The organism is Paenibacillus sp. N3.4, assembly GCF_008017805.1.
In the GTDB taxonomy this organism is placed as follows: Bacteria; Bacillota; Bacilli; order Paenibacillales; family NBRC-103111; genus Paenibacillus_E.
In genome coordinates, this window is the sequence record NZ_VRTT01000111.1 from 1 (window position 1) to 15,148 (window position 15,148).

Sequence of the window (15,148 nt, forward strand, 5' to 3'; positions counted from 1 at the left end):
CGAATCTACATGTTTTCTCCGCTCCCGTTTGAGTTGGGTCCATAATCCGTGCGAATTCCTGCACTTTTGCAGGAATTCCTCATGAATAAGCCATTTCGATTAAAAAAGCCTGCACGATTGCAGGAATTTCCTTTTCGTTGTACCCTCTACTGAACAATGTATGCTCTAGCTATTCCTCAGGCATGCGGGATTCATTAATTCAACTTATATAGTATAGAATGTTTCAGGCTGCAGTCTCCATCCAAATGGATGGCTACTCACCCAACCAAATGATATAGTAATGCTCTAAGGAGAGATACTTAATATGGATTGGAAACCGGACCCAACATCTCAAACCCCGTTACATTTACAGATTAAAGATTTTATAAAAAATAAAATATCCGTAGGCGAATGGGCCGTAGGAACAAAAATTCCTTCGCAGCGCGCGTTAGCTGAACTTTTTAACGTAAATCGGAGTACGGTTGTAAGCGCACTGAGCGATTTGATCGCAGAAGGTTTATTGGAAGGTAACACCAAGGGAGGGACTAAGGTTATCAATAACTCCTGGAATTTATTGGCTTCCTCGCCTCCTCCGGACTGGAGCTCTTATGTACAAGCGGGCACCTATTATCCCAATCAACCTACCGTGCAACACATTAACCGTGCGGAATTTCATGAAGGCATTGTCCGTCTTGGGACTGGAGAGCTTTCCCCAGAGCTGCTTCCTTCTGAACAAATGAAAAAAATGTTTGAAGACAACTCCGCGAATTCTTTTTCATTGGGCTATGAGGAAGCTAAAGGAAACCTCCATTTACGGGAAAAAGTATCGGATTACTTGCGTGGAATCGGCATTCACTCTTCCCCCGCTAACATCCTGATCGTATCTGGTTGTCTCCAAGGTTTACATCTCATAGCTACGGGACTGCTTGAGAGAGGCTCGACTATCCTCTTGGAGAAACCTTCCTATCTGTATTCCGTTCATGTATTTCAATCAAGTGCAATTAAGTTTGTGGGGTTACCTATGGATGAAGAAGGCTTACAGACGAATCTCCTAAGCCAATATATGAAAGGTTATAGCCCTTCATTGCTCTATACGATTCCTTCTTTTCATAATCCCACAGGCTATATGATGTCAGAATCAAGGCGCCAAGAGGTAATGAAGGTTTGTGCGGATGAAGGACTGCCGATCATTGAAGATGATGTCTACAGAGAACTTTGGTTCGATACCGCTCCACCATTACCATTAAAGGCAAGGGATCCAAATGCTTTGGTACTTTATGTAGGGAGTTTGTCAAAGACCTTGAGTCCAGGACTAAGAATTGGCTGGGTAGTTGCACCGGAACCGGTTATCGAACGATTAGCCGATATCAAAATGCAACATGATTACGGCTCGAGCTCCATTTCCCAGTGGGTGGCAGCCAAATGGTTAGGAAGTGGTTTGTACCAACAGCATTTAACCTATATTAGAAAACAACTACGAATAAGACGGGACCTAACGGATCAGCTATTAAAGACGTATTTTTCGGAAATTGCCTCATGGTCGGTGCCTTCTGGTGGATTCTACATTTGGATTCGCCTTACCGTGGACGTACCGTTACACATGTTGTTTGAACGCGCTTCGAAAGCTGGGATTTTGTTAAACCCTGGTTTGATTTATGATCGAAATGCAGGAAGCTACTTACGTATCTCCTATGCTTACGCCAAGCTGAATGAACTTGAACGGGGTCTTTCGCATTTATCTGACTTGATTAAAGGAATGGTATCAGCTAGTCGTAGTAAAATTTAGTGCAGTAGAGGGCGCAATTAGAATAATATCCATTGGGTAAAGAGGTTCACTCGGTGGTTTGTTATGCTTACCAATAAGTTAGTAACACTTTAAATAATTTTTCGGAATGGGTGTTTTCCTAGAACATTCCTTTATTCTCATACGTCTAACTAATATGGATAATAATCCCTTATACGATGAAATTACTGGAGGCGAATAGCTATGAAGACACCTAGAAAAAAATGGTTTTTCAAAAGAAGGCCATCTGAGGCTGTAAGAATCAACATAAACAGTTATGGACCTCCATAATAGTTACATGCGCACTAGTTATTGTTCTTTGTTTCATTTGGAAGCACGTAGATTTTTCGTCAAAATTGAGAGTGTCTCCGTCAGCCGCCAACACGCCACTGCCAAATCAAATTCAGGCACCTATCGTACCTTCTATCTCAGAAGAGGAAGCTTTAAGTATTGCTCAAAAGATGGATTTGAATAGTGACGCACAATGGAGCGCTACGTTGAAAAAAAATATGGAGGTAGAGCCCGGTAGATCTGACAAGTATACGGTTTGGATCGTAAAAGCTCTTTATAAGGCAGGCAACACCACGACAGTAACCATTGATGCACTCACCGGGCAAATCCTGAGTATAGGTGAAGGAGAACCTCCATCTATGATGGATCTCACATCTGGGAAAGCGGAATTATTTCAAGGGATAACTGGTTTACAAATGGTTGATTCGAACAACGGTTGGGCTCTGAAGGCCAATACGGTTTTGCGGACAACGGATGGAGGAATAACTTGGGGCAATGTTACTCCATTTGAAATCTTATTACAATCACGTATTGTTGACATATCGGCAAAGTTCCTTGATTCTCAAACTGCTATTCTTGCTGTTCCTGATGGTACAGGTGGGTCTATAACCGTATATCTATCGAATGACGGAGGTACTGTTTGGCGCAAAAGCGCAGCAGTCGATAAATCGTTAAGGGTATATCCTCCTCAAAGACCTTTCATTACATTCGTAGATAAAAAAACAGGATGGATACTTGCTCCCTATGATGCAGCAATGGGTTCTGAAGATTCGGAGTTATGGCAGACAACGGATGGAGGAGAGACCTGGAAATCGATAGCAACAGCCACCTATGGTCAACATAATGAAGCTGGCTACCCCCTTGAAGGAATCAAAACTGGTGTTGCCTTTGCAGATTGGGAGAATGGGTTTCTGACGGGTTCTACGCATGGTGACGGAATTTGGCTCTATGCGAGCCATGATGGTGGTCATCATTGGGAAAAACAAGCAGTTTCGGTGCCTAGAGGTTATTCTGCGGACGGCGGGGCTGCTACATCGTATCCTCCAAAGTTCTTTGGGGGGAAAGAGGGTATTCTTTCGGTTCGTTTTTCTACAGACGAAAAGCGAGCAGCCATATTCTTTGTTACTCAGGATACAGGGAAAACATGGACTCCGACAACTCCCCTTTTGCCGGATCGAAGTATAATGGAAGATTGGGACTTCGTTGACGCTGCTCACGGATTTGCGACGGACGGCACCAATATGTATGTGACTACGGATGGCGCTATAACGTGGATCAAACATCCACTGAAAGGCTTGGATTTTGAAAGTATCCGTCTTCACTTTGTTTCACAGAATATTGGCTTTGCCGTTGGCAAAACACATGTGTATCAGACAACGGATGGTGGGGTTAATTGGGAACTTATTAGGCCTGATCTTAACAAATAACAAATGAGTGTTGCTTGAACCCATAGGTGGCGACATATGGTATTATTTAGTTATTCTTTGATATAAGAGGTGAACGGTGAATTACTTCATTCCATCCAGACAATTAATGAAAGAAATTGAGCATTCAGAAATTAATTATATGCATGATCGGATGCTTGCCATCCAGAGTAGGTTGAATAACCCTGAAGGGATAGAAGTTCAACAATTTGGAAATGCATGGTGCTTTTATAGCAGGACAATGCCATGGGCTGCATTCAATACGGTTAAAGGAATGACCAATGCGGATATTGAATTGCTTGATCCCATCATCGAATTTTATAAGAAGAGAGATCGAAAAGCTCAATTTGAAATCGTGCCGACTCACTTAGATCACCACGCTCTTAAGCAGTTGTCTGATCGTGGGTTCTATGCTTCGGGATCACATGCCTCTTTATACATGGAGCCAATCGAAATGTTTGAGGAAACCCAAGGTCAGATTCAGATTCTGGAACTTCAGGAGGATCAATTTCATCTATATGCAACCATACATTGTAGAGGTACGGGGTTAGCGGACGATGGAATTCCATATGTTTGCGAGAATAACAAAGTCTTATACAATCGACCTGAGTGGAAATATTTTATTGCTTACGTGAATGAGGAGCCGGCAGCTGTGGGTGTCATGCATATGAAGAATAGCATCGCATCATTCACGTTCGCCGCGACATTGCCAGCATATCGGAATCAAGGGCTGCAACAAGGGTTATTGAAAAGAAGAATTGCGGAAGCCAGACGAAACAATTGTAAACTCGCTGTAAGCCAATGTTCTTTTTTATCGCAGAGTCATAGAAATATGGAACGGATTGGTATGAAGATGGGATATGTAAGAACATCATGGACGGAAAGATAGAAAGAGAGCCAAGTAACGGTAGTGTCGTCACGGTAAATCTGCCCTTTAAAGCACTTGATCTTTAATGAAAAACACCATAAGGGTGTTTTTTTATTTTGTCGTTTCATCTAGTCGTACAAAGCGGGCATAGTTTTTCTACACGGGTTCAGATATAATTTTCGTACATGTCAATAACGGAGGTGATCCAGTTTGAAAACTGTGCTCATAGTGGATGATGAAGCGAAGATTAGAGAAGTGGTCGTATCGTATCTGCATGATGAAGGATTTCATACCATAGAAGCTGCAGACGGCAAGGGTGCATTAGAACGTGTCCGCGTGAGGAAGATCGATCTTGTGATCTTGGATTTGATGCTTCCAGATATCCATGGTGAAGAAGTTTGCCAACGGATTCGTCAGTTCTCTGCAGTTCCCGTTATTATGCTAACTGCAAAAGTAACAGAGGATGATCGTGTCAGAGGACTTTCCTTGGGAGCCGATGACTATGTATTGAAACCTTTCAGTCCGCGTGAACTTATAGCTAGAGTAAAAGCAAACTTGCGTCGTTCGCAAGAAGATACGTTGCTGGCAGAAACAATATCCTTCCAATCTGATGATCTAGTTATTCATACAACTCAGCGAGAAGTCATAAAAAAGGGACAGCCTGTTGCTCTGACCCCTACGGAGTACAAATTGCTTCTTTGTCTGGCTCGTCACCCTGCACGCATATTTACACGTGAAGATCTTGTTCAGAAGGTGCTGGGGTATGATTTTGAAGGTGAAGTCAGGGCCATTGACCAACATGTCAAAAACCTTAGACAAAAAATAGAAACAGATCTAAAAAATCCTTTATATATTCTAACAGTCTTTGCTGTAGGCTATCGCTTTGGGGGAGGGCATTTAGCATGAAAGGGTTATATGCTCGCTTTGCATTAGTTTTTATCGGGATTGCTTCTGGAATGATACTTGTTACGACGATTGCTTTTATCTTAGAAACTCACTATCATTTCTCTCTCTTTCAGCATCAGGCTATGGACAGCGGAATCATCTCGCCTGCATTTGATAACCATTTTGAACAAGCGCTCGTACAGTCTGTTCTCTGGTCGGCGATTATCGGTATTGTATTTGCTGTTCTTATAAGCCTAATAATTGCTAAAAAAGTCGCAAATCCGCTCATTCATATGAAAAAGACGGCGGAACGAATGGCAGGTGGGGAGCTCACGGCAAGAACGAAAGTCAAGGGAAATGATGAACTCGCACAATTGGGGGTGTCTCTTAATTACTTGGCCGAACAGCTCCAGGCTCAGGAATTATTGCGGAAAACGCTCACAGCCGATGTTGCCCATGAATTAAGAACTCCGTTGACCACACTCAAAAGCCATATGGAAGCAATGATTGAAGGAATTTGGGAACCAACCTCCAAGCGTTTGGAGTCCTGTTATGAAGAAATCGAACGACTGCGTTTTCTCGTTGGAGATTTAGAACAATTAACAGAAATGGAGTCCCCGCAATTTACGCTTCATTTACAAAAAGAAGACGTATCCGCCATCGTTGAACATCATGTTATGGCTAGCCGCGCCGCTTTTGAAAAAAATGGTATTGAACTTAACCTAATGATCCAAGCCAATGTACAGCTTTTAGTTGATAAGCAGCGAATTGGCCAGGTAGTTGTTAATGTATTAATGAATGCGTTGAAATTCACACCTCCGAACGGTCATGTTAAAGTTGAAGTTGAGACGGAGAATCTGATGGCAGTGATTCGTGTGACCGATACGGGGATAGGTATAAACAAAGCTGATCTTCCATTCCTATTTGAGCGGTTTTATCGAGCAGACAAGTCTCGTAATCGTCAAACAGGCGGCAGCGGAATAGGTTTAACGATCGCGAAAAGACTCGTCGAAGCTCATAGGGGGACCATTCACCTGGAAAGTATTGTCGGAAAAGGTACGTGTGTAACGATACAATTACCTCTGAATGAACCTCATTAAGTATTTCCTCTAATGAATAATCTGATCTACACAGGATCTACATAAGTATCAACTATACTTGTAGAGAAAGCAGATAAAGATACAGGAGGAAATTATGAAAAAAATAGGAATAACAATAGTGATAACTGCTGCATTATTAACAGCTTGTGGCAAGCCAAGTGGCTCGATGGATCATAGAATGAAAGGCGAGACGCCAGGATCAACCGATCATGCCAAGCATGGCGAAGAGGATGAGATGGGGCATAAAGGTATGTCTTCAGAAGCGGATAAAGTAAATGCTGACAGTGTCACGGCCATCTTTACACCTTCAACAGCTAAGCCTCAACCTCAGCAAGATACAATCATAACTGTTCAAATACAGGACAAGAATGGAAAGCCCATGGAAAAGTTTGATGTTCAGCATGAAAAGCAAATGCATTTCATCGTTGTGAGTAAGGATTTATCTTTTTTTAATCATATTCATCCGATTTATAAGGGAAAGGGACAATTCGAGGTTACTACAAAGTTTCCAACTCCTGGTGATTTTGAATTGGTTGCAGATTTCTTGCCTACGGGAATGGGAGCGATGAGCAAAACGAAATGGATAACGGTTCAAGGAAACATTCCGGCACAACAACCGATTGTACCAGATACTTCCTTAACGAAAATCGTAGAGGGTAAAGAGGTTACACTTCATTTCGATCATCTCATGGCGGGGATGGAGCTTACGCTTAATTTTAATATGAAAGATGCACAATCGAAACAACCCGTGACTAATTTGGAGCCCTATTTGGGAGCCGTAGGACATGTGGTTATCCTTAATCAAGAAGCTGGGGAATATCTGCACGTTCATCCTTTAGAGGAAAAAGCCTCTGGACCGGATGCCAAATTTATGGCCACATTTCCGCATAGCGGCGTGTTTAAAATTTGGGGGCAATTCCAGCAAAACGGGAAAGTATTTACAGTGCCATTCGTTGTTAAAGTCCCTTAAAAACAGGCACTAGACTTCGTATGACCTTGTGGGAGGAAGGAATCACATGATTGTAATTTCACATAAAAAGGATCCTTTGGGAGCCTTTTTACTATGATCTGGCTTAAATAGCTGATTATAGTTAGGAAACAATTGATTCTTGATATAGCTTGCCCTATGCGAACGTGTTTGGAATATTTTACAGTTCAACTGTGTACTAGGTATCCGTTCACGCAAAGCTGCTCGGACCGGAATACTTTAACATAGAATCGAGGAGGTGATTGGAAAATGCCTGTTAAAAGTGGAGTTCAATATCTTGAACGGTTAAATAAGAACTTGCCTGACATTTGGATAGCAGGTGAGCAGGTGAAGGGTGATTTATCAGAGCATAAGGCATTCAAGGGACTTATTGCTACTCAAGCATCCATGTACGAGATGCAGCAGGAAGAAAAATGGAAAGCTAAAATGACTTATTCCTCACCGCTGACAGGCGATCCGGTTGGTCTTTCCTTTAAGCAGCCGAAGACGAAGAAGGATCTTGCCGCTAGAAGAGAGATGATGCAAGCATGGGCCTATACGCATCATGGTTTTCTAGGCCGCGCCCCCGATTATATGAATACAGCCCTAATGGCGTTCTATGCGGCAGCGGGTATTCAGGAAGAAAAAAACCCGCAATTTGCTTCAAATTTGAGGAATTATTATGCCTATTGCCGTGAAAACGACATTACGCTTTCACACGTCTTTATCCAACCCAAAGCAGGCAGACTATCGGCTCTTTTAAGGATATTTGAAGATCCAGCAGCTGCCCGTATCATGGATAAGAATAAGGACGGTATCGTGGTCCGTGGAGCTTTTCTGCTAGATACGCAAGGGGCCACATCAGATGAAATTCTCGTATACCCCACTCCCTTTCCCTCGGAGGATGAGGAAAGTCCTTATGCGTTCGCCTTCGCAGTACCAAGCAATCTAAAAGGGGTCCGATTCGTTTGTAGGGAAAGTTTCGTCGGTGGCGACTCCGTTTATAATTATCCGCTTAGTTCCCGCTTTGAGGAAATGGATACGTTGGTCATTTTCGATGATGCGCTTGTACCATGGGACCGGGTATTTATTTGCGGAGATGAGTATATGTCAATGCAATTGTTCAGCGAAAGCCGGTTTCATATCCATGCCAGTTCACAAATTATGTGCAAAAACATTGCTAAAACAGAGTTTCTGTTAGGGACTGTCGAATCGATGGTGGAAGCCGCTGGCTTGAATAGCTACGGTCATGTGATTGAGAAGGTCACGGAAGTTATCGTGGCGCTGGAAACGCTTAAAGCGCTTCAATTTGCAGCCGAGAAGGGTTCTTCTCTCGATCGATGGGGCAGTATGCTACCTAATCGGAAACCGCTTCTTGCTGCTAATGCTTATTTCCCCAAAATATACCCCCGTCTGATAGAAATTATCCAATTAATTGGTGCGAGCGGCCTCATCATGATCCCTGACGAAAAGGATTTTGACACTGAAATTAGTGGTTTGTTGAATCGTTATTTGAAAGGTATAGGATTGGATGGCAAAGAGAATGTCCAGTTATCAAGACTGGCGTGGGAATTGAGCGTAAGTACGTTTGGCGGTAGGCAAACGGTATACGAGCGATTCTTTTTTGGTGATTCCTCTACAGTAAACAGCCGTTTGTATAATTGCTATCAAGACAGAGAAACTTTTATGAGACGTGTAAAAGATTTTCTGTCTTAGTTGGAGGTTGAAAGGAAAAGTAGACTTTATCGCTGATCGGAGTCTCATTAAGGAGTTGTCAAAAGCCTCTGCCAAGGGGCTTTTTGCTTTCATGCATGCATAATTTTGGGATTTGAAGGAAGAATATGTGTGCTAACTAAATAAACAAACCGGGTGGGTTTTGTAAATGAGTATTCCAAATACGAAGGTCAGTTTTCTTCAGGTTTGTATGGTCCTAATGATGACCGTGGGTTTCACGAATCATGTGGTCGTGAATCCATTGATTTTGGAAGCTTCAGGGAGGGACGCTTGGATATCTGCTTTTTTAGCTGGTGTTTTATTTCTCCCCTGGTGTGCGCTCTTAGTCTTATTTATGAAGAAATCCGGCCAGCAGAAATTGCAGCCTTGGCTAGCGGTCAAGACAAGCCCTTTAGTATCTTGGATGATTGTTATACCATTGATCCTCCTGTTGTTTATGATTGGGGGATTTACGATTGTTAATACCGTCAGATGGACGGTAACGAATTATATGCCTAATACGCCTAAATTTATATTGATCCTTGCGTTATGTGTCGTTTGTTGCTTCTATGCAATGTCCGGTATTCGCATGATAGCTATCAGTGCAGGTATTATGCTCCCCTTTGTCGTTATTCTCGGATTCTTTGTAGCTATAGCTAATGCCTCAGAGAAAGATTATAGTCTTTTGCAACCCATTTTGGAGAATGGTTGGCAGCCAACCGTACATGGCATGATTTATGCGGGTGGCGGTTTTGTGGAACTGATTATGATTTTGGCTGTCCAACATCGAATAAAGTCCAATGTTCAGACATGGAAGCTCATCCTTTTGGCCAGCTTTTTAATATTCATCACAATGGGGCCCATTATAGGAGGTATAACGGAATTCGGATATAAAGAAGCGGCAAAACAGATGGAATCCTCCTACGAGCAATGGCGCTTGCTGAAATTTGGCAACATTGAACATGTCGATTTTTTTTCGGAATACCAATGGCTTTCAGGCGCTATAATCCGTACCAGCTTCTCTTTGTTTTTATTAGGGGAAATTATACCTTTTCAAAGTTTGAAAAAGCAAAAGAGATTCATTTTACTCATTACACTCAGCTACATTCTTATTGCGATTCTCCCATTTGAAGGGTATACATCACTAATGTGGATGTACCACTATTATTTTCCGATCTCCTTAACGGTTATGTTATTCCTATCAGCAGTTTGTATCACGATTTCTTTCTTTTCAGGAACAAGGAAGGAGAGGTTAACATGAGTGGAACTTACGTAGAAACCGGAGAAAGTTGGAGCAAACAGAAAATCGAAGCTTTATTTCCAGAATCAGCGGATGTGCTTATTAAGAGTTATCAATTCGAAGACGACATCATGTCTGAAATCGTTCTTATTTATAGCGAAGGGTTATGCGATACTGCACAAATCGGAAAGCAAATTCTTCCGTATCTAGAAGAATTGTATCATAGTCAAGGGTTTTCGGATTTGCAATCAGGCAAACTATACGGCAGCTTGCCACTCATTCAAATTGATGGACAAACCAAGTCCGAGCAAATATCGGAATGGATCTTTCAAGGAGATCTCCTGTTGTTATTTACCTATTCGAATGTCTTATTTCGGATGAGTCTTGGCCATATTCCTCAACGAACGCCAGAGGAGTCTACCACGGAAGTGTCGATTAAAGGGCCTAGAGACGGGTTTGTAGAGGATATTGTGGTCAATGTCGCTTTAATTCGAAAACGTATTCGAAGTCATTCTCTTTTCAATGAAACGGTTACGCTTGGCAGACGAACAAGAACCAAAATAAGTTTGTTGTATATTCAAGATATCATCTCTCCCCAGATATTGAACGAGGTCAGGAAAAGATTGAACAACATTGATATGGATGGAATATATAGCATTAATCAATTAGAAGAAATGATTGTAGATGTTAAATACTCCATGTTTCCTTTGCTCGATTTTACGGGGCGACCAGATTATGTCGTTAGCAGTTTACTTGCTGGCAGATTTGTTATTATCGTAGATGGCAACCCCATGGTTCTGATCGGACCCACTACATTTTTACTCCTTATGAAATCACCCGAAGACTTACATTTTAGTTTTCAATATGTTTCATTTGCCAGGATAATACGTCTTTTCAGTTTTTGCATATCTGCCTATCTTCCCGGAGTTTGGGTGGCACTCTCGATGTTTCATCAGGATCAAATTCCCTTTCGATTAATGGCGACAATTGCAACAGCAAGAGTCGGACTACCATTTCAGGACAATTAGAATTGTTTATTTTGCTTGTTCTTCTAGAAATATTTAAGGAAGCAGGGGTGCGGCTCCCAAGCTCCATAGGACAAAGTCTTACCGTTATCGGTGGATTAATTATTGGAGATTCGGCGATTCGAGCCGGATTGGTCTCCCCAAGTGTTGTCGTCGTGGGTGCGATTACTGCAGTCGCTGGATCGACATTAGTCAACCAATCCTTGAGCGCTTCAGTCAGCATTATTAGATTCTTGATTTTCTTTATGTCTTCGATACTGGGGATGTTTGGACTTATACTTGGTATCATCCTTACGGTTGGCTATATGTCCCGTCTGAGTTCCTTTGGAGTTCCATACTTAACGCCTATATCTCCTCCAATCACGAAAGAGTTACTTGGGGCCATCCTTCGGATGCCATGGAATATGTATAAAAGAAGACCTGAGGCATTGGAAACCGTGGATTCGGACCAGCAAGGAGAAGGTTAGTGTGAAAGTATGCATTAAAATTTGTCTGATGATAAGCATATTCTTCTTCAACGCTGGTTGCTCAGATTCTAGGCCTATACAAACCATGGCTTATGTCACAGCTATCGGACTAGATTATCAAGATGGTCATTTCATTACTCACGTACAGGTACTTAATTTTATGAATGTAGCAAAGTCAGAAAATAATGTAGTAGGCAAAAATGTACCCGTTTGGATTGGAAGAGGGGAAGGAAAGACGGTAACTGAAGCTCTTAATTCGCTTACAGCGACCTCACAAATAAGATTGTTTTGGGGACACGTAAGATCGATCGTCGTGAATGAAGATATTCTTAAGATGAGTGATATACTTCGTGAAAGCTATGAGGGCATAAATCGTTATCGCGAGGTTCGATACAACATTTTACTCTATGCAACAAAGGAGCCTATGACTGAAATTTTTAAACAAAAATCAATACTCAATTTATCCGTGTTGGATTCGATACTGGATACACCTGAAGATACCTTTAATCAAAGATCTTTTATACATCCTCAATATGGTTATAAATTTATTGCTGAATTAAACGAACTTGGCGTAACAGCTATACTTCCAACGATTGCGATAACGAAAGCGGACTGGAAAGAAGATGACAAGAAGAAACCGATGTTTCGTGTAAGTGGTGCTTATTTTTTACGTCAAAATCAATTTAAAGGATGGTTTTCTGAAAGTGATCTTAGAGGAAGGAGATGGGTTCAGAAGAAAAATAAGCGGTCTCTCATCAATATTCCCAATAACAAAGATCCAAAGGCATCCGTTGTCATGATAAATCCCCATTATCGAATTGATCATTATATGGAAAAAAATCAAGTGTATTATAAAATAACGATTAAGGTAAAAGCTTACGTGGAAGAATTAATCAAAGATTTCTCCGTAAAAGACATGGAAGAAGCAGCAGCAGAGGTTATTCGCAATGAAATAACAACTACCTATCAAAAAGGCCTTTCAACTCAGACCGATCTGTTGAATCTGTTTAGCGAGTTGTATAGAACAGATAGCAAAACTTGGCATGCCTTACAGCAAAAAGACCAGTTGAAATTAACAAAGGATACAATAAGTAAGATCGACGTCAAGGTGAAGATCACACACACAGGAAAATATAAAGGGAAGCCGTGAATGGAAGGGATATACAAACTAACGATTAAGTGAAATAATCATTGTAAATGTAACGGAAGGTTGCAGTGGACTAAGGGGGCTTTAAAATGGAATGCCAAGTCGCTATGGGCGTTATTAACTATGAAGTATGTGGAGAAGGAAGCCCTATTATTGTACTACATGCTTTAGGTACAGATCATCGATCAATGAAGTCTTGGCTTGAACCTATTTTTAATAAGGGAATTCACAGGAAGAGAATTTATTTAGACATTCCCGCTCATGGAAAAAGCACAATAACGGAACACGTAAAAAGTACGGATGACATGCTCGATATGATTATAGAATTTATTGATATCGTTATTCCGAATCAAATATTTTCAATTATCGGAACGTCATTTGGAGGATACTTGGCACAAGGAGTTGTACATAAAAAAAATGAGTTCATAACTGGTATTTGCTTAATCGCCCCTGCTCTTCATTTGCCCGGACGTGAGAGAACGCTTCCATTAAGAGTTTCTTTTGAAGAAGATACTAATTGCCTGAGTGGGCTTGATGAGGATACAATCAATGCTTTTCAATTACTTATGGTACGTCAAACGAAATCAAACCTGTTGACTTTCCTAAAAGAGATACAGCCAGGACGTTTGCTCGCAAATCGTGAGTTTTTATCCTCCAATTGGAAGAAAGACGGGTATTATCTAAAATTTGAGCCGTTTAGCAACGTTGATCAACTGCAGCAACCCTGTCTAATTGTACTGGGAAAGCAGGACTCGATATGCGGATATGAGGATCATTTAATACTTTTGAGAAAATTCAGTTATGCTTCGTATGCAATACTGGATAGAGCAGGACATATGATACAAATTGAGCAAAGGGAGACTCTTACGAGTCTTATCATGGATTGGTTAATTAGAGTTGATCAAGGGCTGCCGTCATGATGGGCAGTCTTTTATGCGTTCAGGAAGCACTAATTTACGGGTAATCCTTGATATGGTAATATAAGGTAATCTAATAATGATTTCAGGAGGAAATGAGTTGAAGAAATTTATAGCCGGACTAGTTTGTGGTCTTTCCATTGGTTTGTGTACGGTCGCTTTTGCCTCAGAAACCATTCAAGCCTATCTATTTTCGGGTCACATCAAAATTAATGGACAAGAGAAGACTTTGAGTCATGGCGCGAACATTTTAAATGTAGAGGGGACCACCTATGTCCCGATTCGGTATGTATCAGAAAATCTGGGTATAAATGTAGGTTATGATGAACAGACCAAAACGATTGACCTTGCATACGGTAAAATGAACCTTCAAGATCCAAAGGAACTCTCGCTTGTTTTCGGTGATATTGTGGACACACCTAATGTTGTATTTGACAATTCTGATATAGACGGACACATCATGATTAACGCAACCACACCAACGTATGTCTCGGCTACATTTGCATTTATGGATGATAATGGTAAAATGATTGGCGAAGGCACGATATGGGAGAATTTTGATCCTGGGCTTCAGAAATTCCATTTTCATATCCAAAAAAACGTATCACGATATTCTACGATCAGTGTACAAGTGCACGATGTACATCCAAGTGTAAATAAGATCGTAAAAGATTTGTATACATTTGCTAAAATGGGTGATGGGCAGCAGATTCAAGCGTTATTATCATCCGTTCCAGCAGCAAGTATGGGGTATGTTCTCATTGATTTCATGAAAATTGCACATATGTACGGCAGTGAAGACCGCTCTTTTCTTCTTCGCTACTTATTAGAAACCCATGTGGATGTTAATACACAAGATAAAGAAACGGGATACACCGCCTTAATGTATGCTAGTGAATTTGCATATGATTTGATTTCTCCTTTAGTCGATGCTGGTGCGGATGTAAAGATAATAAATAAGAGCGGCTCAACGGCACTTCATGCCATTGCTTCGAAAAATAAACCTGATATTGTGAAGTTATATCTTGACCACGGAGCAGATCCTAACGGTGGTGTACTCATTGCGGCAAGTAGGCCTACATTTTTAATTTATAGCGATGACACGATTAAGACCATGCAACTTCTTCTTAAGGCAAACGCTAATGTGAATGAGATAGATTCAACGGGTATGACAGCACTTAAGTATTTGGAAACTTATAAAGACATGGAAATGGGGACAGTGAAGCAAGTTTATGAACTTTTGATTACTTATGGAGCTAGGTGAACATATGTATTCATGGTTCCGTTAAACGGAGCACCAGAACTATGATTTTAAAAAAGATACTTTAGTAAAAAGGTCAAT

Annotated in this window: 11 protein-coding genes and 1 pseudogene; all 12 read left to right on the top strand. The window is 41.2% G+C overall.

The window, feature by feature from the left end; all coding sequences use genetic code 11:
* The first annotated feature begins 295 nt into the window (after positions 1–295).
* The 12 genes and pseudogenes from FU659_RS31980 to FU659_RS32035 all read left to right on the top strand — a co-directional run bounded on the left by FU659_RS31980 (position 296) and on the right by FU659_RS32035 (position 15,070).
* Positions 296–1,765, top strand: coding sequence for an aminotransferase-like domain-containing protein (locus FU659_RS31980; RefSeq protein WP_147951267.1), 1,470 nt, complete (start codon positions 296–298; stop codon positions 1,763–1,765).
* A gap of 359 nt (positions 1,766–2,124) precedes the next feature.
* Complete coding sequence (locus tag FU659_RS31985) at positions 2,125–3,480, top strand: PepSY domain-containing protein (protein WP_261808196.1); 1,356 nt, start codon at positions 2,125–2,127, stop codon at positions 3,478–3,480.
* Between the two features lie 76 nt (positions 3,481–3,556).
* A complete protein-coding gene (locus FU659_RS31990) occupies positions 3,557–4,366 on the top strand; it encodes a GNAT family N-acetyltransferase (RefSeq protein WP_261808195.1) in 810 nt (269 codons plus the stop codon).
* Between the two features lie 189 nt (positions 4,367–4,555).
* A complete protein-coding gene (locus tag FU659_RS31995; protein ID WP_147951269.1) occupies positions 4,556–5,251 on the top strand; it encodes a response regulator transcription factor in 696 nt (231 codons plus the stop codon).
* Entirely contained in the window at positions 5,248–6,330 is a 1,083-nt protein-coding gene (locus FU659_RS32000; RefSeq protein WP_147951270.1) for a sensor histidine kinase, read from the top strand. The genes FU659_RS31995 and FU659_RS32000 overlap by 4 nt, the downstream gene beginning before the upstream one ends.
* Positions 6,331–6,424: 94 nt before the next feature.
* Positions 6,425–7,300 (top strand): hypothetical protein, encoded by an 876-nt coding sequence (locus FU659_RS32005; protein WP_147951271.1) that lies wholly within the window; start codon positions 6,425–6,427, stop codon positions 7,298–7,300.
* 267 nt (positions 7,301–7,567) lie between these two features.
* Positions 7,568–9,013, top strand: coding sequence for a 4-hydroxyphenylacetate 3-monooxygenase, oxygenase component (hpaB, locus tag FU659_RS32010; protein ID WP_147951272.1), 1,446 nt, complete (start codon positions 7,568–7,570; stop codon positions 9,011–9,013).
* 166 nt (positions 9,014–9,179) lie between these two features.
* On the top strand, positions 9,180–10,271 hold the full coding sequence (locus tag FU659_RS32015) for an endospore germination permease (RefSeq protein ID WP_147951273.1): 1,092 nt from the start codon (positions 9,180–9,182) through the stop codon (positions 10,269–10,271).
* Positions 10,268–11,742, top strand: a pseudogene (locus FU659_RS32020) (spore germination protein). Before FU659_RS32015 ends, FU659_RS32020 begins: the two are co-directional and overlap by 4 nt.
* A gap of 1 nt (position 11,743) precedes the next feature.
* Positions 11,744–12,892: a Ger(x)C family spore germination protein gene (locus tag FU659_RS32025; RefSeq protein WP_147951274.1), complete on the top strand. Its 1,149-nt coding sequence runs from the start codon at positions 11,744–11,746 to the stop codon at positions 12,890–12,892.
* Positions 12,893–12,978: 86 nt separating this feature from the next.
* Complete coding sequence (locus FU659_RS32030; RefSeq protein WP_147951275.1) at positions 12,979–13,809, top strand: alpha/beta fold hydrolase; 831 nt, start codon at positions 12,979–12,981, stop codon at positions 13,807–13,809.
* 97 nt (positions 13,810–13,906) lie between these two features.
* On the top strand, positions 13,907–15,070 hold the full coding sequence (locus FU659_RS32035) for an ankyrin repeat domain-containing protein (protein WP_187274536.1): 1,164 nt from the start codon (positions 13,907–13,909) through the stop codon (positions 15,068–15,070).
* The last annotated feature ends 78 nt before the right edge of the window (positions 15,071–15,148 follow it).

Excerpts from the sequence above, each read along its gene's own strand:
- FU659_RS32000 (WP_147951270.1), top strand. The coding sequence starts at position 5,248 with ATGAAAGGGTTATATGCTCGCTTTGCATTAGTTTTTATCGGGATTGCT.
- FU659_RS32015 (WP_147951273.1), top strand. The coding sequence starts at position 9,180 with ATGAGTATTCCAAATACGAAGGTCAGTTTTCTTCAGGTTTGTATGGTC.
- FU659_RS32005 (WP_147951271.1), top strand. The coding sequence starts at position 6,425 with ATGAAAAAAATAGGAATAACAATAGTGATAACTGCTGCATTATTAACA.
- FU659_RS32030 (WP_147951275.1), top strand. The coding sequence starts at position 12,979 with ATGGAATGCCAAGTCGCTATGGGCGTTATTAACTATGAAGTATGTGGA.
- hpaB (WP_147951272.1), top strand. The coding sequence starts at position 7,568 with ATGCCTGTTAAAAGTGGAGTTCAATATCTTGAACGGTTAAATAAGAAC.